This window comes from Bradyrhizobium sp. Ken51 (genome assembly GCF_055807435.1).
On record NZ_JBVVPB010000027.1, the window covers coordinates 12,951 to 35,713 of the forward strand.

22 protein-coding genes and 1 tRNA gene are annotated in these 22,763 nt (G+C 64.6%); 17 read left to right on the plus strand and 6 right to left on the minus strand.

The features are described from left to right. Positions 1 to 85: 85 nt before the first annotated feature. The gene (locus AC0L27_RS31965) at positions 86 to 997 is read left to right on the plus strand and encodes a LysR family transcriptional regulator (RefSeq protein ID WP_275174487.1); all 912 of its coding nucleotides are present in this window, start codon (positions 86 to 88) and stop codon (positions 995 to 997) included. A 44-nt stretch (positions 998 to 1,041) separates the two neighbouring features. On the opposite strand, the gene AC0L27_RS31970 is transcribed toward AC0L27_RS31965, so the two are convergent. Together AC0L27_RS31970 and AC0L27_RS31975 are read right to left on the minus strand one after the other, a co-directional pair. Further along, a tRNA-Ser gene (locus tag AC0L27_RS31970) sits at positions 1,042 to 1,131 on the minus strand. Between the two features lie 526 nt (positions 1,132 to 1,657). Continuing rightward, the gene (locus AC0L27_RS31975) at positions 1,658 to 2,785 is read right to left on the minus strand and encodes an ROK family protein (RefSeq protein WP_275174160.1); all 1,128 of its coding nucleotides are present in this window, start codon (positions 2,783 to 2,785) and stop codon (positions 1,658 to 1,660) included. Positions 2,786 to 3,117: 332 nt separating this feature from the next. On the opposite strand from AC0L27_RS31975, the gene rplU reads away from it, so the two are divergent. The 3 genes from rplU to AC0L27_RS31990 all read left to right on the plus strand — a co-directional run bounded on the left by rplU (position 3,118) and on the right by AC0L27_RS31990 (position 4,625). After that, positions 3,118 to 3,510 (plus strand): 50S ribosomal protein L21, encoded by a 393-nt coding sequence (rplU, locus tag AC0L27_RS31980; RefSeq protein WP_027566432.1) that lies wholly within the window; start codon positions 3,118 to 3,120, stop codon positions 3,508 to 3,510. Between the two features lie 97 nt (positions 3,511 to 3,607). Continuing rightward, a complete protein-coding gene (gene rpmA / locus AC0L27_RS31985; RefSeq protein ID WP_007598923.1) occupies positions 3,608 to 3,877 on the plus strand; it encodes a 50S ribosomal protein L27 in 270 nt (89 codons plus the stop codon). 154 nt (positions 3,878 to 4,031) lie between these two features. Beyond that, positions 4,032 to 4,625 carry a GNAT family N-acetyltransferase gene (locus tag AC0L27_RS31990; protein WP_354209639.1) on the plus strand — a complete coding sequence of 198 codons (594 nt, stop codon included), beginning with the start codon at positions 4,032 to 4,034 and terminating at the stop codon, positions 4,623 to 4,625. Between the two features lie 150 nt (positions 4,626 to 4,775). Here AC0L27_RS31990 and AC0L27_RS31995 read toward each other — a convergent pair whose 3' ends face one another. Continuing rightward, entirely contained in the window at positions 4,776 to 5,690 is a 915-nt protein-coding gene (locus AC0L27_RS31995; protein ID WP_354209640.1) for a DMT family transporter, read from the minus strand. A gap of 273 nt (positions 5,691 to 5,963) precedes the next feature. Between AC0L27_RS31995 and AC0L27_RS32000 the strand changes: the two genes are divergently transcribed. The 3 genes from AC0L27_RS32000 to AC0L27_RS32010 all read left to right on the plus strand — a co-directional run bounded on the left by AC0L27_RS32000 (position 5,964) and on the right by AC0L27_RS32010 (position 9,454). Next, positions 5,964 to 6,443 (plus strand): MaoC family dehydratase, encoded by a 480-nt coding sequence (locus tag AC0L27_RS32000; RefSeq protein WP_354209641.1) that lies wholly within the window; start codon positions 5,964 to 5,966, stop codon positions 6,441 to 6,443. Between the two features lie 101 nt (positions 6,444 to 6,544). Continuing rightward, a complete protein-coding gene (gene obgE / locus AC0L27_RS32005) occupies positions 6,545 to 7,585 on the plus strand; it encodes a GTPase ObgE (protein WP_027515026.1) in 1,041 nt (346 codons plus the stop codon). Between the two features lie 234 nt (positions 7,586 to 7,819). Next, positions 7,820 to 9,454 (plus strand): alkaline phosphatase family protein, encoded by a 1,635-nt coding sequence (locus AC0L27_RS32010; protein ID WP_354209642.1) that lies wholly within the window; start codon positions 7,820 to 7,822, stop codon positions 9,452 to 9,454. Positions 9,455 to 9,701: 247 nt separating this feature from the next. Here AC0L27_RS32010 and AC0L27_RS32015 read toward each other — a convergent pair whose 3' ends face one another. After that, entirely contained in the window at positions 9,702 to 10,667 is a 966-nt protein-coding gene (locus AC0L27_RS32015; protein WP_354209643.1) for a Bug family tripartite tricarboxylate transporter substrate binding protein, read from the minus strand. A gap of 166 nt (positions 10,668 to 10,833) precedes the next feature. On the opposite strand from AC0L27_RS32015, the gene proB reads away from it, so the two are divergent. The 10 genes from proB to AC0L27_RS32065 all read left to right on the plus strand — a co-directional run bounded on the left by proB (position 10,834) and on the right by AC0L27_RS32065 (position 20,606). Beyond that, positions 10,834 to 11,955, plus strand: a complete 1,122-nt coding sequence (gene proB, locus AC0L27_RS32020; protein WP_354209644.1) for a glutamate 5-kinase — start codon at positions 10,834 to 10,836, stop codon at positions 11,953 to 11,955. Between the two features lie 266 nt (positions 11,956 to 12,221). Then, positions 12,222 to 13,517 carry a glutamate-5-semialdehyde dehydrogenase gene (locus tag AC0L27_RS32025; protein WP_354254719.1) on the plus strand — a complete coding sequence of 432 codons (1,296 nt, stop codon included), beginning with the start codon at positions 12,222 to 12,224 and terminating at the stop codon, positions 13,515 to 13,517. Between the two features lie 20 nt (positions 13,518 to 13,537). Further along, the gene (locus AC0L27_RS32030; protein WP_354209646.1) at positions 13,538 to 14,182 is read left to right on the plus strand and encodes a nicotinate-nucleotide adenylyltransferase; all 645 of its coding nucleotides are present in this window, start codon (positions 13,538 to 13,540) and stop codon (positions 14,180 to 14,182) included. A gap of 238 nt (positions 14,183 to 14,420) precedes the next feature. Next, complete coding sequence (gene rsfS / locus AC0L27_RS32035; protein ID WP_007604366.1) at positions 14,421 to 14,777, plus strand: ribosome silencing factor; 357 nt, start codon at positions 14,421 to 14,423, stop codon at positions 14,775 to 14,777. Between the two features lie 94 nt (positions 14,778 to 14,871). Beyond that, on the plus strand, positions 14,872 to 15,354 hold the full coding sequence (rlmH, locus tag AC0L27_RS32040) for a 23S rRNA (pseudouridine(1915)-N(3))-methyltransferase RlmH (protein WP_473321703.1): 483 nt from the start codon (positions 14,872 to 14,874) through the stop codon (positions 15,352 to 15,354). 33 nt (positions 15,355 to 15,387) lie between these two features. Beyond that, on the plus strand, positions 15,388 to 16,734 hold the full coding sequence (locus tag AC0L27_RS32045) for a murein hydrolase activator EnvC family protein (protein ID WP_354209648.1): 1,347 nt from the start codon (positions 15,388 to 15,390) through the stop codon (positions 16,732 to 16,734). Then, positions 16,731 to 18,086 carry a S41 family peptidase gene (locus tag AC0L27_RS32050; RefSeq protein WP_018459850.1) on the plus strand — a complete coding sequence of 452 codons (1,356 nt, stop codon included), beginning with the start codon at positions 16,731 to 16,733 and terminating at the stop codon, positions 18,084 to 18,086. The genes AC0L27_RS32045 and AC0L27_RS32050 overlap by 4 nt, the downstream gene beginning before the upstream one ends. A 144-nt stretch (positions 18,087 to 18,230) precedes the next feature. Then, positions 18,231 to 19,463 carry a divergent polysaccharide deacetylase family protein gene (locus AC0L27_RS32055; RefSeq protein WP_354209649.1) on the plus strand — a complete coding sequence of 411 codons (1,233 nt, stop codon included), beginning with the start codon at positions 18,231 to 18,233 and terminating at the stop codon, positions 19,461 to 19,463. Between the two features lie 75 nt (positions 19,464 to 19,538). Beyond that, positions 19,539 to 20,042, plus strand: coding sequence for an RNA pyrophosphohydrolase (locus tag AC0L27_RS32060; RefSeq protein ID WP_007604352.1), 504 nt, complete (start codon positions 19,539 to 19,541; stop codon positions 20,040 to 20,042). A gap of 63 nt (positions 20,043 to 20,105) precedes the next feature. Beyond that, complete coding sequence (locus AC0L27_RS32065; protein WP_275174176.1) at positions 20,106 to 20,606, plus strand: RNA pyrophosphohydrolase; 501 nt, start codon at positions 20,106 to 20,108, stop codon at positions 20,604 to 20,606. A 189-nt stretch (positions 20,607 to 20,795) separates the two neighbouring features. Here the strand turns inward: AC0L27_RS32065 and AC0L27_RS32070 are convergent, their stop codons facing one another. Both AC0L27_RS32070 and atpD read right to left on the minus strand, forming a co-directional pair. Continuing rightward, positions 20,796 to 21,203 (minus strand): F0F1 ATP synthase subunit epsilon, encoded by a 408-nt coding sequence (locus tag AC0L27_RS32070; RefSeq protein WP_354209650.1) that lies wholly within the window; start codon positions 21,201 to 21,203, stop codon positions 20,796 to 20,798. Positions 21,204 to 21,289: 86 nt separating this feature from the next. Continuing rightward, positions 21,290 to 22,732, minus strand: a complete 1,443-nt coding sequence (gene atpD / locus AC0L27_RS32075) for a F0F1 ATP synthase subunit beta (RefSeq protein WP_275174178.1) — start codon at positions 22,730 to 22,732, stop codon at positions 21,290 to 21,292. Positions 22,733 to 22,763: the final 31 nt, after the last annotated feature.

Here is a 22,763-nt window from a genome sequence, read left to right on the forward strand (position 1 = left end):
GCTTCACCGTCCACGACATGCATTTTATTGCATGCTCGCTTATGTGATAAGCCGGAAAGAACTCATCAATTCATGAGCTTTACCTATGAACGTCACCTTGCGGCAATTGCAGGCCTTCACCGGCGTGTACCGCACGCGCAGCATCACGCGGGCCGCGCGCGAGCTGGGGATCACGCAATCGGCGGCGAGCCTGTTGATCCAGCAGCTCGAAGCGCAGCTTGGCGTCAAACTGTTCGATCGCTCCACTCGTTCGGTGCAGCCGACGCTGGCCGCTGACGAGGCAGTTCATGCCGCCGAACGCATGCTGGGCGATGCGCTGGGCCTGTCGCGGCGCATGCGCGACCTGGCGCAGGCGCGCGCCGGCCGGGTCGCGTTTCTCGCCTCAGCCGGTACCGCATCGGCGCTGCTGCCCTCGGTGCTCGCAAAATTCCGGGCAGGCTATCCCGATATCGAAATCGACATGCGCGATGTCGCCGCCGACGATCTCGTTCCGCGTCTGATCGCGACGGATGCGGAGTTCGCGATCGGCAGCGTCGAGGGAGAATTCGCGGAGCTGACGGTCGAGACGCTGACCCGCGGCCGCCTGAGCGCCATCGGCCGGCGCACCGCCGACTTCGCGGCACGCCGCTCGCTGACATGGGACGAGTTGGCTCAGATGCCCACGATCGCGATGCGGGGCGAGACGCGGATTCGCATGCAGATCGATCAGGCGCTGGGCACCCAGGGCAAGCACCTCAACCCAACCTATGAAGTGACGCTGATCAACACCGCACTCGCCATGACGGCGCAGGGTCTCGGCCTCGCGATCCTTCCTGCGACGATGCTGCCGGCGGATCAATTTCCGACTCTGATCGCAAAGCCGCTGATACGTCCTGCCATCACCCGCCCGGTGTCGCTGCTGCAGCGCCAGGGGCGGACGTTGTCGCCAGCCGCGCAGGCGTTTGTGGCGACGGCGCGGACGGCGCTGGCGGAGCGAGAGCCGGCAAGATCAGACTGATCTGCCGAGCTTTCTGGAAGCCGTTTTATTGTGGCGGATGATATTGGCGGAGAGGGAGGGATTCGAACCCCCGATAGGCTTGCACCTATGCCGCATTTCGAGTGCGGTGCATTCGACCACTCTGCCACCTCTCCTGAAGGCGCCAAGTAAGGAGCAGGGCCCCTGTGGTTCGGGCGTTAATAGGCGAGGATGGCGGGCCAGACAAGGCTGGGAGGACGAAAATCGGGCCGGTTTTGCGGCTGGGCCCCATGATGTCGCGGTGGTGATGGGGACGACCGCGGATTTCGGCGGCGGTTTGCGCGGAATTTGGTCTGGACCGTTCGCTAATGACCCGGCGCGAGGTCGAGCCGGTAGCATCGAGGCTCGAATCACTGGTGCCTGAAAAGGCGGGGTGGGACCGCCAGACGCGGTAAACACTGGCGGTCCCGTGCCGCTCATTGAAATACTGGCTGGGAAGGGCGGCTTCGCCGGCCAGGTGAGGCGACGGTTCCGACCGTAGCGTGCGGCCCGTGCACCGCAACGCAATCCGGTCCTTAACCTAACCAGTCAAGGTTACTCTGGAGCCGTTTACGTTCCGATGGGATCGGAACGGGGCTCCAGATTCCTGTTTTTGACGCGTTTTCTTCACGCGAACCGGTGTCCACTTCGCTCGAAAACGCTTCAGTCGGACTTGGCTTTTTTCTTCCCGTTGCCCGTGGAATCGCCGTCTTTGTCCTTGCCGTTGTCCTTGCGGCGGTTGGTGAAGCGGGCATTGCCCAGCCCGGTGCCGATGGTGAGCACGCCCCAGCGATCGACGTCCTGCATGAACGGCACCTCTGAGAGGCCCTGAACCACGCCGTCATTGTGCATCAGGATCGCGGTGTCGTGCTCGCCGATCTGCGGAATGCCCTCGAGCAGGCTCGCCGGCAGGTTGAACTTGCTGCTCTCCCAATTGCCCGGCAGGTTCTGCGCGCCTTTCTCGATGGAGCCGTCCGCGTTGATCACGCCGGGACAGGCGATGCCGATGAACGGCGCCAGCTTGAAGCCTTCCTTCTCGGCCTCGGTGATCAGCCCCTTCAGCATCTTGGTGAGCCGCTTCACCGCGCCTTCGCGCGTCGGCTCGTCGTCGGCATGACGCCACAGCTCGGACTTCACGACCTTGGCTTTCGACAGGTCTTTTGCCTTCTTCCAGCTGGTCTCCACCAGGCCGCAGCGGATGTTGGTGCCGCCGATATCGACGGCGAGGATGCTGTCATGGGCTTCGAAGATCCATGACGGCGCCAGATGCAGCGCGCCGATCAGGCCGGCCTCATCGGGGTGATGGCGGATCGGCACCATGTCCATCTTGAAACCCTCGGCCATGAGGATGATCTCGGTGCGCGCGATCGCGAGCTCGCCGAGCCGGGAATCGCGAAAGCCGCCGCCGACCACGATGCGCTCGGTCTTGGCCCAGGCCTTGGACTTGAGGAAACGCCGCGTGACATAAGCGAGCTCCTGGGCGAAGTCCTCGATGGCGCTATGCACCACCGCCCAGGCCTCGGTGTCGTCGCCGACCAGGATGGCATCCAGCGTCTTCTTGCTGATCTCATCCGACGGCTCCTTGCCGAACGGGTCCTCGCCGGACTTGCGCAGCGGCTTGCGCCAGCGCTCGAGAATCTCCCGGAACGCGCCCTTGCTGGCGCGGTCGCCGATGAAGCCGTCCTCGTCCTTCATCTCGATGTTGAAGCTGTCGATATCCACCGACGGCAACCGCTCCGCGCCGTGATGGGCGATGCCCGTCGTCGTCTTGACCAGCTCGTCTGTTGCCATGGTAAGCCCCTTGCCCGTGTGACCTAATTCGCGGGGACAACGGCGGCGGAACCCGTTGGTTGCGGTGCCGTCGGAAATTCGCTGCGGGGCCGGATCGGGCCCAAATGCTTCAAATCGGGCCGTTTTCGCCGGCTTTTCCTTGACTCTGCGCGGTCAGCGGCTATAAATCCCGCAACCGGCGCGGGGCGTTTCTCGCGCCGCTTGTTTTTGCGTGGGTTTTCAAAGGGATAACTCCCGCCCGCACAAAGCTCGCATAAACCCATAACGACTGACAAAAAGCCGGCCCCGACACCATGTCGCGAGGCCGGGAATGAACACGAAGGAAAACAACGATGTTCGCAGTCATCAAAACCGGCGGCCGGCAGTACCGCGTCGTTCCGGATGATGTCCTGGAAGTAGGCAAGATCGAAGGCGAAGTCGGCTCGATCGTGCAGCTCAATGAAGTTCTCCTGGTCGGCGGCGACACGCCGATCCTGGGTCTGCCCACGGTCGCAGGCGCGTCCGTTGCGGTCGAGGTGCTCGACCACAAGCGCGGTCCCAAGGTCATCGCTTTCAAGAAGCGCCGCCGCAAGAACTCGCGCCGCAAGCGCGGCTATCGCGACGAGATCACCGTGCTGCGCATCTCGGAGATCCTGACGGACGGCGCCAAACCCACCAAGGGGCCGCGTCCGAAGCGGGAGAAGGTCGTCAAGCCAGAGACCACGACCGAAGAGGCCGCCGCATAATTTGATCACGCATCATCACGAATTGATGCGTGAGAAATTGTGAAATGATTCCGTCAAGGAATTGATCTAGAAATACTCAGGATTTCGGAGACGAGCCATGGCTCACAAAAAAGCAGGCGGTTCATCGCGTAACGGTCGCGATTCCAAGGGCAAGCGCCTCGGGATCAAGGCGTTCGGCGGGGAAGTTGTGATTCCCGGCAACATCATTGCGCGTCAGCGCGGCACCACCTGGCATCCCGGCCTTAATGTCGGCATGGGCACGGACCACACCTTGTTCGCCAAGGTCGAAGGCCGCGTAACGTTCCAGGCCAAAGCCAACGGCCGCACCTTCATCTCGGTGCTCCCGCTCGCAGAGGCGGCTGAATAGACGGTGGATCAAATTTGGAGTCCGCCGGGTCCCAGACCGAACCGGCGGAGTCCTTGAGATCATAGAGATCGAAGGCTCCAGGGGAGGCGGGAAACCGGCCTCCCCTTTCGTTTGCGTGCTCACTTTTCACTTAGTGACTTCGACGGAGCCGGACATGTTGCAGGATTTCTCGAGCGTGACCTTGCGGGAGGCGAGACCCAGCGTCGTCGCCACCGAGCGGCTGACCTTGCGGCGGCCGACCCTCGCCGACGTCAGGACCATCGCCCTCCTCGCCAACGACCGCCGCGTCGCCGAAAACACAAGGCGCCTCCCGCATCCCTATTCGCAGGACGACGCCGTCGCCTTCATCCGCGCCACCGCCGCGCCCGGCAGCGAGACGGTGTTCCTGATCGAGCATGACAGCGGGCCCGTCGGCATGGTCGGCATCGACTGCTCCACGCCCGACAATGCCGAGCTCGGCTATTGGCTCGGCGTCGAGCATTGGGGCCGGGGCTTTGCCACCGAGGCCGCGCGCGGCGCGATCGACTTCTTCTTCGAGGAGTTCGAGGACGATCATCTCTATGCAGGTGCGCGCGTCACCAACCCGGCGTCGCGCAACGTGCTGGAGAAGTGCGGCTTCCAGTGGAGCGGCGTCCAGCTGCATCGCTTCATGGCGCTGGGCTCGTCCACGCCCGTCGACTGCTTCCGCCTGTCACGCGGCGTGTGGGCATCGCTGAAGAGCTGGAGCAGTGCGCGAAGGGTGAGGTAGCCAGCCTAGCCATACGATGTCGTCCCGGCGAAGGCCGGGACCCATGACCACGACCGTTGGTAGCGCGAAGGCTCCCACTCCGAGTCTTCGCCAAACTGCACCCTGTGGGTATGGGTCCCGGCCTCCGCCGGGACGACACCGTAGTTGTGGTTACGCCGGCGGATTCACATCCACGTCCCCACGCCCGAGATCGCGTTCACGCAAGTAAATATAGAACCCGGCGCCGATGATGATGGCGGCGCCGACTATGGTGGCGATTTCGGGCACGTCGCCGAACACGACGAAGCCGAAGATCACCGCCCAGACGATCATCGAATATTGATAGGGCACGACGACGCTGGCCGGCGCGAGCTTGAGCGAGCGGTTGACGCAGAACAGCGCCGTGACCGAGACGCATCCCGCCAGCGCGAAGATCACGAGGCTACCTGATGTCGGCGGCACCCAGTTGAACGCCGACAGCACCGCACCCAGCAGGAACGTGCCGACGAATTGCGACGACGCCATCACGATATCGGGCGTCTTGCGCAGGCTGCGCGTGATCAGCATCAGCGTTGCGAAGGACAGGCTGCCGCCAAGCGCGATCAGCGCCGGCAGGCTCACCGTCTGTGCCGACGGCCGCAGCGCGATCAGCACGCCGCAGAAGCCGATCAGGATCGCCGTCCAGCGCCGCCAGCCGACCTTCTCGCCGAGAAAGATCGCCGACATCGCGGTGACGAAAATGGGCCCGGCGAGATAGTAGGTGATGACGTCGGCGAGCGGCAAATAGACCGTCGCAAGGAAGAAGGCCGCCACTTCCAGCGTCGACAGCACCACCCGAAACAGCTGGAGGCCCGGCCGCTCCAGATGCAGGAACTGGTGACGCTGCCGCCAGACCAGCGGCGACAGCAGCAGCAGCGCCGCGCAGGCGCGCAGGAACAGCAGCTGCCCCACCGAATAAGTCCCGACCAGGAACTTGCCCATGGCATCGCCGAACGAGAACATGAAGATCGACAGCACCATGAGCCCAATGCCGGCAAGGCGCGCCGAGCGTTCGTCATAGGCCGAGAGATTCTTGAAGAGGGGCATTGCTGTCGTTCGTGGAAACGCGTCATTGCGAGGAGCTCTTGCGACGAAGCAATCCAGACTGTTTCCACGGAGACAGTCTGGATCGCTTCGCTTCGCTCGCAATGACGAGCGGAGAGAGCGTCGGGATGGCGACCGGAGTCGCTTGCGGTCGTTTTAATGACGTGAGCGCCCGCGACAAGCCCACGCCAGCCGAATTGAACGGATTGCCGCACTCTTCGCGTCGCGGTAGCGATAGGCGTCACCCGAACCAAAGAGCCAGGAAAGAGCCTCGCCATGACCGACTTCGACCCGGCCCGGCATCGCATGATCCCCGCGCAACGCTGGTTTGAGGATTTCGCGGTCGGCGAGCGTTTCGTGCTGCCGAGCCGCACGCAGACGACGGCCGTGTTCGCGGCGTTCCAGACCGCGAGCGGCGATACCCATCCGGTGCATTACGATGTGGAGTATTGCCGCAGCCGCGGCATGCCGCATCTGCTCGCCCACGGTTTCCAGACGCTGATCCACACCGCGCCCGGCGCGGGCCTGTTTCCCTTCATGGTCGAGGACTCGCTGGTCGGCTTCCTCGAGCAATCCAGCCGGTTCCTCAAGCCGGTGTTCGCCGACGATACAATCTATCCCGCGCTCGAGGTCACCGAGCTGGTGCCGGGACGCTCGACCGGCGCGGTGACGCTCAAAAGCACCGTGTTCAACCAGCGCAAGGAGCTGGTGCTGGAGGGCACGCAGAAATTCCTGATCCGGCGCCGGCCCAACTAACGTTGTGCCGGGGTTAAGCACGCCCCAAAATCGCGGAAATTCAGCCGATTTGCGGGTCTATCCGGGTTGCCGCGCGGGACCGGCTGGCCTACCTATGGCCCATGAAATTCCTTGACGAAGCAAAGGTCTATATCCGCTCCGGCGACGGCGGAAACGGCTGCGTGGCGTTCCGCCGCGAAAAATTCATTGAATTCGGCGGCCCCTCCGGCGGCAATGGCGGCCGCGGCGGCAATGTCATCATCGAGGTCGCAGACGGCCTGAACACGCTGATCGACTATCGCTACCAGCAGCACTTCAAGGCCCAGAAGGGCGAGAACGGCTCGGGCTCGGACCGCCACGGCGCCAATGGCAAGTCGATCGTGCTGAAGGTCCCCCTGGGCACGCAGATCTTCGATGAAGATCGCGAGACCATGATCCACGACTTCACCACGGTCGGCGAAAAGTTCGTGCTGGCCGAAGGTGGCAATGGCGGCTTCGGCAACGCCCATTTCAAGACCTCGACCAACCGCGCCCCGCGCAATGCCAATCCCGGCCAGCCCGGCGAGGAGCGCTGGATCTGGCTGCGGCTGAAGCTGATCGCGGATGCCGGCCTCGTCGGCCTGCCCAATGCCGGCAAGTCGACCTTTCTCGCCAAGGTCAGCGCGGCCAAGCCGAAGATCGCCGACTATCCCTTCACCACGCTGCATCCGCAGCTCGGCGTCGTGAATGCCGACGGCCGCGAATTCGTGCTGGCCGACATCCCCGGCCTGATCGAAGGCGCGCATGAAGGCGTCGGTCTCGGCGACCGCTTCCTTGCCCATGTCGAGCGCTGCCGCGTGCTGCTGCATCTCATCGATGCGACCTGCGAGCACGCCGGCAAGGCCTACAAGACGGTGCGAACCGAGCTGGACGCCTATGCCGGACAGCTCACCGACAAGATCGAGATCGTCGCGCTGAACAAGATCGACGCGGTCGAGCCGGACGAGTTGAAGAAGCAGAAGGAGCGGCTGAAGCGCGCCGCCAAGAAGACGCCGCTGCTGCTCTCCGCCGCCACCGGCGACGGCGTGCAGGAAGCGTTGCGCGCATTGGCGGATGTGATCGGCGAGAGCCCGGTCTCCGCCAAGGCAAAGAGCGCGGCGGAAGCGGAGCCTTGGTCGGTTTGATCTCTCGCCGTCGTCCCGGCGAATGCCGGGACCCATAGCCACAGGCAGAGTTTTGGCGAAGACTCGTGGCTCGGTACTCCCGCCGACCACGATTGATAAATCACGCGGTATGGGTCCCGGCCTTCGCCGGGACGACGTTGGAATGTGAAGTTGCGAGAAGGCGCATCACCCCCTTCTTGTCTTCGCGCCTTCGATAGCGCAGCATCGGCAATCAAGATACGGCAGGGATGATTCATGGCGCGCGCGAAGAACGTTCTCTGGATCATGTGCGACCAGCTTCGCTATGACTATCTCGGCTGCACCGGCCATCCCACGCTGAAGACGCCGAACATCGACGCCATGGCGAAGCGCGGCGTGCTGTTCAGCAAGGCCTATGTGCAGTCGCCGATCTGCGGCCCGTCGCGGATGTCGTTCTACACCGGGCGCTACATGCGCTCGCACGGCTCGCACTGGAACGGCTGGCCGTTGCGGGTCGGCGAGCCCACCCTCGGCGATCACCTCAAGAACCTCGGCGTGCGCAACGTGCTGGTCGGCAAGACCCACATGGCGCCCGATCTCGAAGGCATGAAGGCGCTCGGCATCCCGCCGGAATCGATGATCGGCGTGCACGTCGCCGAATGCGGGTTTGAGCCCTATGAGCGCGACGACGGCCTGCATCCCACGGGGCGACCGCGTCCGAAATACGACGAATATCTGCGCCAGCAGGGTTTTGATGCGCCCAATCCCTGGGAGCATTGGGCCAATTCCGGCGCGGCCGAGGACGGCTCGCTCCAGAACGGCTGGCTGCTCGTGCACGCCGACAAGGCCGCGCGCGTGCCGGATGAGCATTCCGAGACGCCCTACATGACGCGCCGCGCGATGGACTTCATCGGCGAGGCCGAGACCGACGGCAGGCCATGGTGCCTGCATCTGTCCTACATCAAGCCGCACTGGCCCTATATCGCGCCCGAACCTTACGCCAGCATGTATTCGGCATCGGACATGATCCCGGTGATCCGCTCCGAGCGCGAGCGCCAGAATCCGCATCCGGTGTTCGGCGCCTATATGGACATGCGCTACTCCCGCAACATGGCGCGCGACGATGCCCGCGAGAAGGTGATCCCGACCTATATGAGTCTGATCACCCAGATCGACGACCAGATGGGCGTGCTGATGAAATTTCTCGAGGAGCGCGATCTGCTGGACACCACCATGATCGTGTTCACCTCCGATCACGGCGATTATCTCGGCGATCACTGGATGGGCGAGAAGGACCTGTTCCACGAGCAGTCGGCGAAGATTCCGTTGATTGTCATTGATCCCTCGAAGGAGGCGGATGCGACGCGCGGCACGTGCAACGATGCGCTGGTCGAAGCCATCGATCTCGCGCCGACCTTCGTCGACTATTTCGGCGGCAAGGTGCCGGGCCACATCCTCGAAGGGCGCTCGTTGCTGCCGCTGCTGCGCGGCGAGAGCCCGCCGGATTGGCGCAAGGTGGCGTTCTCCGAATACGACTATGTCATGCAGGACGTGCGGCTGAAGCTGAACCAGCCGATCGAGCGCTGCCGCCTGTTCATGGTGTTCGACGGCCGCTGGAAATACATCCACGCCTCCGGCTTCCGTCCGATGCTGTATGACCTCGAAACCGATCCGGAAGAGTTTCTGGATCGCGGCGACGATCCTGAGTGCGCCGGCATCATCGCGCGATTGCAGGCGGAATTGTTCGACTGGGCGCTGCATCCCAACGACCACATCACGACACCGCGCGAGAAGATCGCCGCCTACGCCGACAACCAGCTCCAGGTGAAGGGCGGCATCCTGATCGGCATCTGGGATGAAGCAGAGCTGGCGTCGATCAAGGACGGCATCGCGCAGCGCGCGAAGCTGTGAGGTGCGGGCAGCGTCTCAGTTTCGAGCTTGTGGCAACAACTCACAGATCTGAGCCAACAAGGCGCGAAGATCACTCCGCTCGAACGCTAATCGGGTTTGAAATGCGTTTTCATGAATGTGAACGCCGTTACAGACCTCATTCAGCGCATTGTTCAGCATGTACAATTCATCACGAGTCACTCGGAGATCAGCTTCTTCTTCATTGATTCTCAAACAGATCATCGTCCCAAGACCTCCCTTGCGAAGCTCAATTCTCGATCTTGTATCCCGTCGCCTTCACGATCGGCTGCCAGAACGCGGCGTTGGCGGCGAGCTCCTTCGTCAAGCCATCCGCACTGCTGCCCACCGGAATGAGCCCGATCGCGGTGAGTTTTTCCTTCACCTCGGGCTTGGCGAGCGCGGCGCTTGCGGCCGCGCCGAGCTTGCTCGCGAATTCCGGCGAGCTGCCGGCGGGAAGCCACATGCCGTACCAGGCGTCCGCGACGAGATCGATGCCGCTCTCCTTCAGCGTCGAGACTTCCGGAGCGAACGGCGAACGTTCGGCGCTCGCGACCGCGATGATCTTCACGCCCTTGGCGCGATGCTGCGGCAGCGCATCGGCCAACGTGACGATGCCGAACGAGATGTGACCGCCGATGATGTCGTTGAGGATGGGCGCGCTGCCCCGATAGGGCACGCGCGTCATGGGAATGCCGAGGTCTTTCTCGAGCTTGGAGCCCATGAAATGCGGGATGGTGCCGTTGCTCGGCACACCGAACGACGCCTTGTCCGGATGCGCTTTCAGCCAGGCAACAAATCCCTTGAAATCCGCGGCGTCGATCGCCGGACTGATGACGACGGCGAACTCAAACCGCGCCAGCAGCGACACCGGCACGAAATCCTTTGCGGTATCGAAGCTCGGGGTCGTCTCCACCATCGGCAGCAGGTACATCGTCGGCCCGGTCGTCACCAGCACCATGCTGCCGTCGGGGCTGCCCCCCTTCACCGCCTTGATGCCGATCAGACCGTCACCACCGGTGCGGTTCTCGACCACGATGGTCCGCTGCAGCGCCGGCGCCATCTCCTGCGCGATCAGCCGGCACAACGTGTCGCCGCCCGCTCCGGCCGCGAACGGGAAGATCATTTTTGTCAGCCCGACCTGAGCTTGCGCCGCGCCCGCTTGCGCCAACAACGGCAACCCGAGGCATCCGGCGATGAAGTTGCGGCGATCCATTGGTTTCCTCGTTGAGTCTATTATGGTTGGCGACAGTTAGAGCCAGACGAGCGTTCCGGACAAGCGCCGTTTACCGGGCCTGCCGCCTTGCGCCGGCCATCGTCCTGCTGCAAAAGCAGGCCTTACCGGCGCCGCTCTCCAGCACATACACACACCACATACACAGATGGCCAGCCCCGAACTCAGTCAATTCCGCCGCATCGTCGTCAAGGTCGGCTCCGCGCTGCTGGTCGATTCCGACAAGGGCGAGGTGCGCGCGTCCTGGCTTGCCGCGCTCGCCGACGACATGGCTAAGCTGCATCGCGAGGGGCGGGACGTTCTCGTCGTCTCTTCCGGCTCGATCGCGCTCGGCCGCAGCCGCCTGAAATTGCCGCGCGGCCCGCTGAAGCTGGAGGAGAGCCAGGCGGCCGCCGCCGTCGGTCAGATCGCGCTGGCGCGGATCTGGTCGGAGGTCCTTGGCGCCCACGGCATCGGCGCCGGCCAGATCCTGGTGACGCTGCAGGACACCGAGGAGCGCCGCCGCTATCTCAACGCGCGCTCCACCATCGGCAAGCTGCTGGAGTGGCGCGCGATCCCCGTGATCAACGAGAACGACACGGTCGCGACCAACGAGATCCGCTACGGCGACAATGACCGCCTCGCCGCGCGCGTCGCCACCATGGCGAGCGCCGACCTGCTGGTGCTGCTGTCCGACATCGACGGGCTTTACGATGCCCCGCCGAAGAACAACCCGAACGCCAAGCTCATTCTGGTCGTCGACAGCATCTCCTCGGAGATCGAGGCCGTCGCAGGCGACGCCGAGTCCGAGCTGTCGCGCGGCGGCATGCGCACCAAGGTCGAAGCCGCAAAAATCGCGACCACCGGCGGCACGCATATGCTGATCGCCTCCGGCAAGATCGAGCATCCCCTTCAGGCGATCGCCGATGGCGGCCGCTGCACCTGGTTCCTGACGCCCGCCAATCCCATTACGTCGCGAAAGCGCTGGATCGCGGGCTCGCTGGAGCCGAAAGGCACCCTGACGATCGACGCCGGCGCCGTCGCGGCGCTGCGCGCCGGCGCCAGCCTGTTGCCGGCCGGCGTGACCAAGGTCGAGGGCCAGTTCGCCCGCGGCGATGCCGTGATCGTGCGCGGCCCCGACAGCAGCGAGGTCGGCCGCGGCCTGATCGCCTACGACGCCGACGATGCCGAGCGGATCAAGGGCCACTCCTCCCCGGACGTCATGGCCATCCTCGGCATCAGCGGGCGGGCGGAGATGATCCACCGGGATGATCTGGTGGTGGGCGGGTAGCGCTCGGCAGGCGCCCAAACCGTCATGCCCGGGCTTGTCCCGCCTGCGCGGCCGAAGCCGCTTCGGCGAGGCGAAGGCCCGGGCATCCACGTTGTTTGGACCGCGTGGCAATCCGTGGATGGCCGGGACAAGCCCGGCCATGACGCCGTAGATGGGTCATTGGTCCAGCCGAACCAGCAAGTGAACCCCTGCCATACCCTCCCGACCCTTCGCAAAAGCGGGATTTCCGTGCTAGGACACCGCCTTAGCAGAAGGTTGAAACTCCCATGGCCGCCCCCCTCAAAGCCGTCGACGGCAATGCCGATCTTCAGGCGCTGATGACCGATCTCGGTACCCGTGCCCGCGCTGCCGCGCGCGTGCTGGCGCTGGCGCCGCCGGAGCAGAAGAACCGGGCGCTCGAGGCCATGGAGCGGGCGATCCGCAACAATGCAGCCGCGATCCTTGCCGCCAATGCCGAGGACGTCGCCGAGGCCCGCGCCTCCGGCAATGCCACCTCCTCCTTCATCGATCGCCTGACGCTGACGCCGGCGCGGGTCGAGGGCATGGCCGAGGGCATCGGCATCGTGCGCGGCATTGCCGATCCGGTCGGCATCGTCACCGAGAGTTGGCAACGGCCGAACGGCATGACCATCGAGCGCGTGCGCGTGCCGCTCGGCGTCGTCGGCGTGATCTTCGAGAGCCGGCCGAATGTTGCGGCGGACGCCGGCGTGCTGTGCCTGAAGTCGGGCAATGCCGTGATCCTGCGCGGCGGCTCCGACAGTTTCCGCTCCTGCCGCGCGATCCATGACTGCCTGGTGCAGGGCCTGCGCGAAGCGGGTCTCCCCGAGGCCGCGATCACGCTGGTGCCGACGCGCGACCGCGCGGCGGTGGGCATGATGCTGTCGGGATTGAACGGCGCCGTCGACGTGATCGTGCCGCGCGGAGGCAAGAGCCTCGTTGCGCGCGTCGAGCAGGAAGCGCGCGTGCCGGTGTTCGCGCATCTCGAAGGCGTCAACCACGTCTACGTCGACGGCAGCGCCGACCTCGCCATGGCAAAGTCGATCGTGCTCAACGCCAAGATGCGCCGCACCGGCGTCTGCGGCGCCGCCGAGACGCTGCTGGTCGATCGGGCCGCTGCCGGTAAAAACCTGAAGCCGCTGATCGAGATGCTGATCGAGGCCGGCTGCGAAGTGCGCGGCGACGACGCCGTGCAAAAGACCGATCCGCGCGTCAGACCTGCCAGCGCGGACGATTGGGACACCGAATATCTCGATGCGGTCATCGCGGCGAAGGTGGTGGACGGCGTCGACGGCGCGATCGCGCATATCCAGAATCACGGCTCGCACCATACCGATGCGATCGTGAGCGCCGATGAGAGCGCTGCGAAGAAATTCCTGAGCGAGGTCGATTCCGCGATCGTGCTGCACAACGCCTCGACGCAGTTCGCCGACGGCGGCGAGTTCGGCTTCGGCGCCGAGATCGGTATCGCCACCGGCAGATTCCATGCCCGCGGCCCGGTTGGCGCCGAGCAGCTGACGAGCTTCAAATATCGCGTTCACGGCACCGGGCAGACGCGGCCGTAGACGACGCAGGGCGCGGGGCATTGAGCAACAATTTCGTCGCGCCACGTTTCTTCGCGCAGGCCATACCGACCCATACCTCGGGCATGCGCATCGGCCTGCTCGGTGGCTCGTTCAATCCGCCGCACCAGGCCCATCGCGCGATCAGCCAGTTCGCGCTGAAACGCCTCCAGCTCGATCGGGTGTGGTGGTTGGTGACGCCAGGCAATCCGCTGAAGGAGAACGGCGCGCTGCACGAACTCGGCGAGCGCATGCAGGCGGCGCGCAACGTGGCCGACGATCCCAGGATCGAGGTGAGCTGTCTCGAATCCGTCATTCGCACGCGCTATACCATCGATACGATCAACACCTTGCGCCGCCGCCTCTCGGGCTTGCGCTTTGTCTGGATCATGGGCGCCGACAATCTCGCTCAATTCCATCGTTGGCAGCACTGGCGGCGCATCGCCGGTCAGGTGCCGATCGCGGTCATCGACCGCCCGCCACAGAGTTTTCGTGCCCTCGCCTCTCCCGCCGCCCAGGCGCTCAGACGCTACCGCTTGCCGGAGAATGAGGCGCCATTGCTTGCGGATCGGGCCGCGCCGGCCTGGGTGTTCCTGACCGGTATGAAGCTGAATCTCTCGTCGACCGGCTTACGGAACCCGGACGGAAGCTGGAAAGGTACGAAGTGAGTCAGATTGTGCGAACGCCATGCGGCCTTCGGGCTCTCTGGCATATTGAAACCCTTAACCCCACATGATGTAGTGTAACCAGTGGGCGCCGGATTCGGCGTTCGCGATACAGTGAAAGGAATGGTCCCTGACCACATCTGTATTGTCCAAGACAGCCTCACCCAAGACGGCTTCACCGAAGTCGGTTTTACCCAAGGTTGCCAAGCCTACGCGTAAAACATCGACCAAAGCTGCGGCCTTGAAGGCGCAACCCGACGCCGACAAGACGCTGAGCCTGATCCTCTCCCGCCTCGATGACATGAAGGCGGAAGAGACGGTCACCATCGACCTTCGCGGCAAATCGGCCTACTCCGACTACATGATCGTCACCACCGGCCGGGCCAACCGGCACGTTGGCGCGATCGCGGAGAACGTCGCCAAAGGCCTCAAGGAAAACGGCATCAAGAACATCCACGTCGAGGGCTTGCCCAATTGCGACTGGGTGCTGATTGATTCCGGCGATGTGATCGTGCACGTGTTCAGACCCGAGGTCCGCGAGTTCTACAGTCTCGAGAGATTGTACACGCAAGGCCCAGGGGCGGCGAAGGCGATCTGAGAGGCTGCTGGCCGATTTCGATCGGCTGACGCGCATGCTAGCGTCGTGCGCGCGCAGATCGCGCGCGGTCCAGAAAACGCGACCTGAACATATCATGCGCATAGCCGTCATTGCGGTGGGCCGGCTGAAGCAGGGCCCCGAACGGGAGCTTGCCGAGCGCTATTCCGAGCGGTTCGACGAGGCCGGCCGCAAGCTCGGATTCCGCGAGCTCGTCGTCCACGAATTGCCCGAAAGCCGCGCGCGCGATACGGCGACGCGGATGGCCGAAGAGGCCGCGGCGATCTCCGCGCATATCCCCGAAAAATCGGTGCTGGTGGCGCTGGACGAACGCGGCCAGAATCTGGATTCGACCGTATTCGCACGGCATCTCGGCCGCTGGCGCGACGAGGGTGCCGGTCATACTATCTTCATGATCGGAGGGGCGGACGGACTTTCGCCCGAATTGCGCCGTAAGGCCAAGCTCGCGATCGCGTTCGGCTCTGCGACCTGGCCGCATCAAATGGTCCGCGTCATGCTTCTGGAACAGCTTTATCGGGCCGCCACCATTCTGGCCGGCCACCCCTATCACCGCGCGTGATCCGCGCCACAACGAGCACCTTTGCCTAAAGCGATGCGAGCGCCAATTCTCAACCTGCTGCTGATCGCCGGCGTTTTGGGCTCAAGTATTTTGGGCGCAAGCCTCGCGCAAGCTCAGACGCCTGCACCGCAGACTGCGGCCGTCGCGCCCGATGCGATCAAGCAGCGCGAGCAGGAGCTCGAAGCCGCGCGCGCCAGCAAGAAGAGCGCGGAGGAGGCGCAGGCCAAGCTCAAGGCCGAGATCACCTCGCTCGGCCAGGACCGCACCCAGCTCAATCAACAGCTGATCGACACCGCTGCCAATGTGCGCAGCGTCGAGACCAAGATCGACGAGGCCGAAGCGCGGCTGCGATCGCTGAACGGCCGCGAGCAGGCGATGCGCAGCTCGCTCGATTTACGCCGCGCCGACATCGTCGAGGTGCTGGCGGCCTTGCAGCGCGCCGGAAGGCGGACGCCGCCGGCGCTTCTGGTACGGCCCGAGGATGCCCTGCAATCGCTGCGCACGGCGATGCTGCTCGGTGCCGTGGTGCCGGAATTGCGCGGCCGCGCCGAGAAGATCGCGGGCGAGCTCGGCGAGCTCGTGGCCTTGCGCAAGACCATCGCGACCGAGCGCGACCAGCTCGCCTCCGACCGCGACAAGGTGCGCAACGACCAGACTCGGCTCGCGGCTCTGGTCGACGAGCGGCAGCGCCAGCAGGCGTCGCGTGAAAAGGATCTCGACGCCGAGAACGCGCGCGCCGTCGCGCTCTCGCGACAGGTCGGCGATCTCCAGGGGCTGATCGCCAAGATGGAGCAGGATCTGCAAAGCGCCGCCAAGGCGGCCGAGAAGGCGGCTGAGGCCGCCAGGCAGGCCGAGGCCAAGGCGGCTGCAAACGCGGCCGCCAGCGCCAAGACCGGCCCCGGCGCTTTCAAGGATCGTTCCCGGACCACCCCTGCGATGGCCTTCGCCGCGGCCAAGGGCCTCCTGCCTCTTCCAGTTAACGGTAACAAGATCAGGGATTTCGGCGGTTCCGACGGGCTCGGCGGGGTCCAGAAGGGCATTTCGCTGGCGACCAGGCCCGGCTCCCAGGTCACGACGCCGTGTGATGGCTGGGTTGTCTATGCCGGCCCCTTCCGCAGCTATGGACAACTCTTGATCCTCAATGCCGGGGGCGGGTATCATGTGCTGATCGCCGGGATGGAGCGCATTTCGGTCAACATCGGTCAGTTTGTGCTCACGGGGGAGCCTGTCGCGACCATGGGGTCGACTTCTCAAGTCGCCTCCATTCTCGCCACGAACGCGAGTCAACCTGTGCTCTATGTCGAGTTCCGCAAAGACGGCACTCCAATCGATCCAGGCCCATGGTGGGCCGCAAATGAAGGCGAGAAGGTTCGCGGATGATGCGCAAGACTTCAGTTATCCTCCTCAGCGCGGCCACCGGTGCGGCGCTGACGCTGTTCGTGACGCAACCGCGCGCAGTCTTCATGGGCTCCAGCGCGCGAGCCGCCACCGCCGACACCTATCGCCAGCTCAATCTGTTCGGCGACGTCTTCGAGCGCGTGCGCTCGGACTATGTCGAGAAGCCCGACGACACCAAGCTGATCGAATCCGCGATCAGCGGCATGCTCACCGGTCTCGATCCGCATTCGAGCTACATGGACGCCAAGAGCTTCCGCGACATGCAGGTGCAGACCCGCGGTGAGTTCGGCGGCCTCGGCATCGAAGTCACGATGGAAGACGGCCTGATCAAGGTGGTCTCGCCGATCGATGACACCCCGGCCTCGCGCGCCGGCGTCATGGCGAACGACATCATCACCAATCTCGACGACGAAGCTGTGCAGGGCCTGACCCTGAACCAGGCGGTCGAGAAGATGCGCGGTCCCGTCAACACCAAGATCAAGCTCAAGATCATCCGCAAGGGCCAGGACAATCCGATCGACGTCACGCTGGTGCGCGACAACATCCGCGTCCGCTCGGTGCGCGCTCGCGTCGAGGCAGACGACATCGCCTATATCCGCATCACGACCTTCAACGAGCAGACCACCGAAGGCCTGAAGCGCGAGGTCGCCAACCTCTCGAATCAGATCGGCGACAAGCTGAAGGGCTACGTCATCGACCTCCGCAACAACCCAGGCGGCCTGCTCGAGGAAGCGGTCACCGTCTCCGACTCTTTCCTGGAGAAGGGCGAGATCGTCTCGACCCGCGGCCGCAATGCCGAGGAGACCCAGCGCCGTACCGCACATACGGGCGACCTCACCAAGGGCAAGCCGGTCATCGTGCTGGTCAACGGCGGCTCGGCTTCGGCGTCGGAGATCGTCGCCGGCGCGCTGCAGGACCACAAGCGCGCGACCATCGTCGGCACGCGCTCGTTCGGCAAGGGCTCGGTGCAGACCATCATTCCGCTCGGCTCCGGCAACGGCGCGCTGCGTCTGACCACGGCGCGCTACTACACGCCGTCGGGCAAGTCGATCCAGGCCAAGGGCATCGTGCCCGACATCGAAGTGCTGCAGGACGTGCCCGACGAGCTGAAGTCGCGCACCGACACCAAGGGCGAAGCTTCGCTGCGCGGCCATCTCAAGAACGACGGCGACGAGAAGACCGGCTCGCAGTCCTACGTTCCGCCGGACGCCAAGGACGACAAGGCGCTCAAGCTCGCCGACGATCTGCTCCACGGCATCAAGAACAGCGCCTCCGCGGCGCCCACCCCGGGCGGTGACAAGGCCACGACCGACAAGCCCAAGGCGGCGAACTAACTCGGCGCATCGCGATCTGTCGAAAAGGGCGGCTCCTCGGGGCCGCCTTTTTTGCTTGGAACTCCTGATATCCCCGGCCTATCCCGGCCTGCCGCCGCTTGACCCCGGCGTGGTATCGTCCTCCCGAGTGATTCGGGATCGCGCATGACTGAAACGGCCGATGATCTGAGCGCCCCGCTCGGACGGGACAAGCCGCGCCGGAAACGCCGGCTGCGGCTGCCGTTCACGGCCATGCAGCTGCTGGCAGTCATGCTCGGCCTGTTCCTGGTCACCTTTGCCGGCTTCGCCATCTTCAACAAGGATCCGCTCGGCGGCGAGCCGATGACGCGGCTCGCGATCCGTGAGCCCAATCCCGCAGACAAGGCCGGCGACGACAAGCCGGCCGCGGTCGGCCACGGCCAGGACAGCAAACAGGAAAGCAAGCACGAGACCAGGGACGCACCGAAGCAGGCGGGCGAGCAGAAGACCGTCACCATGATCGACGGCTCCACCGGCACGCGCCACGACGTGGTGATCGGCGGCGATGCCGCCGGCAAGAGCGAGGCGGCCTCGGCCTCCGCACCGCCGCCCGTCATGGCCGGAATCGACCCAAAACTTCTTGAGAAATCGCGCTATGGCATGATCCCCGCGGTTTCCGGGGATCTGAAGCCGTTCAACGTCTATGCGGCGGATGCCGACCGCGCCAAAGCCGCCAAGATGCCGGTGGTCGCGATCCTGATCGGTGGCCTCGGCGTCGGCGCTGCCAAGACCACCGATGCCATCATGCGACTGCCGCCGGCGGTGACGCTGGCCTTTACGCCTTATGGCTCCGATCCAGGAAAACTCGCTGAGCGCGCCCGCGCTCAGCGCCACGAGATCTTTCTCCAGATCCCGATGGAGCCCTATGACTTCCCCGACAACGATCCGGGACCGCAGACGCTGCTGACCTCGCTAACTGCCGACCAGAACATGGACCGGCTGTACTGGCATCTGAGCCGGATGCAGGGCTATGCCGGCCTCACCAATTTCATGGGCGCCCGCTTCATCGCAACGGAGCCCGCGATGCAGCCGATCATCCGCGAGGCGGCCAAGCGCGGCCTCGGCTTCTTCGACGACGGCTCCTCGCCCCGCAGCATCGCGCCCCAGGCCGCCGGCAGCCAGGCGATGCCATTCGGCAAGGGCGATATCGCGATCGACGCGGTGCCGACCCCGGCCGAGATCGACCGCGCCCTGACCAAGCTCGAAGCGGCGGCGCGCGAGCGCGGCGTGGCCGTTGGCACCGCCTCGGCCCTCCCGGTCTCGATCGAGCGCATCGGCGCCTGGACCAAGACATTAGGCGACAGAGGTATCCTTTTGGTGCCATTGACAACCGCGATGCTGAAATCAAAATCCAGCTAAATCAACGGATTGGTACGGCACAGGCCCGCGGGGCCTGCTTCAGCCTTACCGACGGCATGCGAGAGGTCTGGCGGAATGGCGCGTTACGAGGATCTGCCCTACCGGACCTGCGTCGGCGTGATGTTGCTCAACAAGGACGGACTGGTGTTTATCGGCCGGCGTGCCGGCGGCATCGAGCATGTCGACGACACCCATGTCTGGCAGATGCCGCAGGGCGGCGTCGATCCCGGTGAGGACAATTGGGAGGCCGCCAAGCGCGAGCTCTATGAGGAGACCAGCGTGCGTTCCGTCGAGCGGCTCGGCGAGGTTCCGGACTGGCTCACTTACGACATTCCGCGCACGGTCGCCGGGCGCGCCTGGAAGGGCCGCTACCGCGGCCAGCGCCAGAAATGGTTCGCGGTCCGCTTCACCGGCAAGGACAGCGAGATCAATGTCGAAAAGCCCGGCGGCGGCCACAAGGCCGAGTTCGTGAGCTGGCGCTGGGAGCCGATGAAGAACCTGACCGGGCTGATCATCCCGTTCAAGCGCCCGGTCTACGAGCGCGTGGTGAAGGAATTTTCCGCGCTGGCGCAGGATTAGTTCAAGGCGCCATTCCAGGTTGATGCTAGAGCACAGCCTGGAATGACGACGAGAGATCGACGCGTGAGCACTGAAAAACCCTACCGTCCCAATGTCGGAATCGCGCTGTTCAATGCCGATGGCCGCGTGCTGATCGGGCACCGCTTCAAGGGCGACGGTCCCGAGATCATCCTGCCGGGCCTTGATTGGCAGATGCCGCAGGGCGGCGTCGATGAGGGCGAGGATTTGCGCGATGCCGCGCTGCGCGAGCTCTGGGAAGAGACCAGCGTCAAGAGCGCAATTTATCTCGGCGAGACCGACTGGCTGACTTACGAATTCCCGCCCTATGACGGGCCGCAGACGCATCGGCTGGCGAAATTCCGCGGCCAGCGCCAGAAGTGGTTCGCCCTACGCTTCACCGGCAAGGACGACGAGATCGATCCGCTGACGCCACGCAACGGGCAGCCCGCCGAGTTCGACGCCTGGCGCTGGGAGCGGCTCGATCGTGTCCCCGATGTCGTGGTGCCGTTCCGCCGCCACGTCTACAGCGCGGTGGCACAGCAGTTTGCGCCGTTCGCAAACTGAACGCAGAGGCCTTTCACCGCTTGGGACGGGCATGGGTGACCGCACAACCAGCCGCGGGCTCGCTCAGCCTCTCCCGCTTGCGGGAGAGATCTGCGTGGTGCAACAAAGTTTCAGCGCCCGCCACTTCCGTGACGAGCGCTGAACTTATTCAGGAATTTTCAGTCGAGCCCCGGCGCGGTGCACCGGGGCTTAGTGCATAGCCGTGCTGTTGAGCTCGTGCTGGATGCTCTTGAAGTGGTCGAGCCGCGCGATGGCTTGATCGAGCTCGCTGCCTTCGTGCTCCTTCAATCCCTCTTCCATCTCCGAGACGGTCGCGGCGAACTGGGCGCGGTCGAGCTCGGCCAGCGAGGTCGCGACGTCGGCGAGCACGGTCAGGCCCTTGTCGGAGACTTCGGCGATACCGCCGAGCACGATGATCTTCTCGTGCTTGCCGCCGCTGGTCACGGTGAGAATGCCGGGCCGGATCGCGGCCACGACCGGAGCGTGTCCCGCCAGCACGCCGAAGTCACCTTCGACGCCGGGGATATCGACCTGGTCGACCTCGCCCGAGAAGGCGAGCTTTTCTGGCGAGACGAGATCGAAGTGGAAGGTGGCCATGGGAAACCTGCGAATGGTGAGTAGCGAATTGCGAATGGAGCGGGAGCAGCGCGACTATTCGCTACTCCCCGCTCGCCCTTCGCAGCTTAGGCCGCCTCGGCCGCCAGCTTCTTGCCCTTCTCGATCGCCTCTTCGATGGTGCCGACCATGTAGAAGGCGGCTTCCGGCAGGTGGTCATACTTGCCTTCGCAGAGGCCGCGGAAGCCCTTGATGGTGTCCGCGAGGTCGACGAACTTGCCGGGCGAGCCGGTGAAGATTTCGGCGACGTGGAACGGCTGCGACAGGAAGCGCTCGATCTTGCGGGCGCGGGCCACCGTCAGCTTGTCCTCTTCCGAAAGCTCGTCCATGCCGAGAATGGCGATGATGTCCTGCAGCGACTTGTAGCGCTGCAGCACCTGCTGGACCTGACGCGCGGTGTCGTAATGCTCCTGGCCGACGACGAGCGGCGAGAGCATGCGCGAGGTCGAGTCGAGCGGGTCCACCGCCGGATAGATGCCCTTTTCCGAGATCGCGCGGTTCAACACCGTGGTGGCGTCCAAATGCGCGAACGAGGTCGCGGGCGCCGGGTCGGTCAAGTCGTCGGCCGGAACGTAAATGGCCTGCACCGAGGTGATCGAGCCCTTCTGCGTGGTGGTGATGCGCTCCTGCAGCGCGCCCATGTCGGTGGCGAGCGTCGGCTGGTAACCCACGGCGCTCGGGATACGACCGAGCAGCGCCGACACTTCAGAACCAGCCTGGGTGAAGCGGAAGATGTTGTCGACGAAGAACAGCACGTCCTGGCCCTGGTCACGGAAGTGCTCGGCGACGGTCAGACCGGTGAGGCCGACGCGGGCGCGGGCGCCGGGCGGCTCGTTCATCTGGCCGAACACCAGCGCGCACTTCGACTTGACGCTCGGATCGGGATTGTGCGGATCGGCGTTGACCTTGGACTCGATGAACTCGTGATAGAGGTCGTTGCCCTCGCGGGTACGCTCGCCGACGCCGGCGAACACGGAGTAACCACCGTGCGCCTTCGCGACGTTGTTGATCAGCTCCTGAATCAGCACGGTCTTGCCGACGCCGGCGCCGCCGAACAGGCCGATCTTGCCGCCCTTGGCGTAGGGCGCGAGCAAGTCGACGACCTTGATGCCGGTGACGAGAATTTCAGCTTCGGTCGACTGGTCGGTGTAGGTCGGCGCTTCCTGGTGGATGGCGCGCATGCCCTCCGACTGAATCGGGCCGGCTTCATCGATCGGCTCACCGATCACGTTCATGATGCGCCCGAGCGTGCCCGCGCCCACCGGCACCGAGATCGGCTGACCGGTGTCGGTCACTTCCTGGCCGCGGACCAGACCTTCGGTCACGTCCATCGCGATCGTGCGCACGGTGGACTCACCCAGATGCTGCGCAACTTCCAGCACGAGGCGGATGTTGCCGTTCTTGGTTTCCAACGAATTCAGAATGGCCGGCAGATGGCCTTCGAACTGAACGTCGACGACGGCGCCCATGACCTGGGTGACACGACCGACCTGGGTAGCTGCTGTAGCCATGAAGCTCTCCTTCGAAATTCTTTACTTGAAC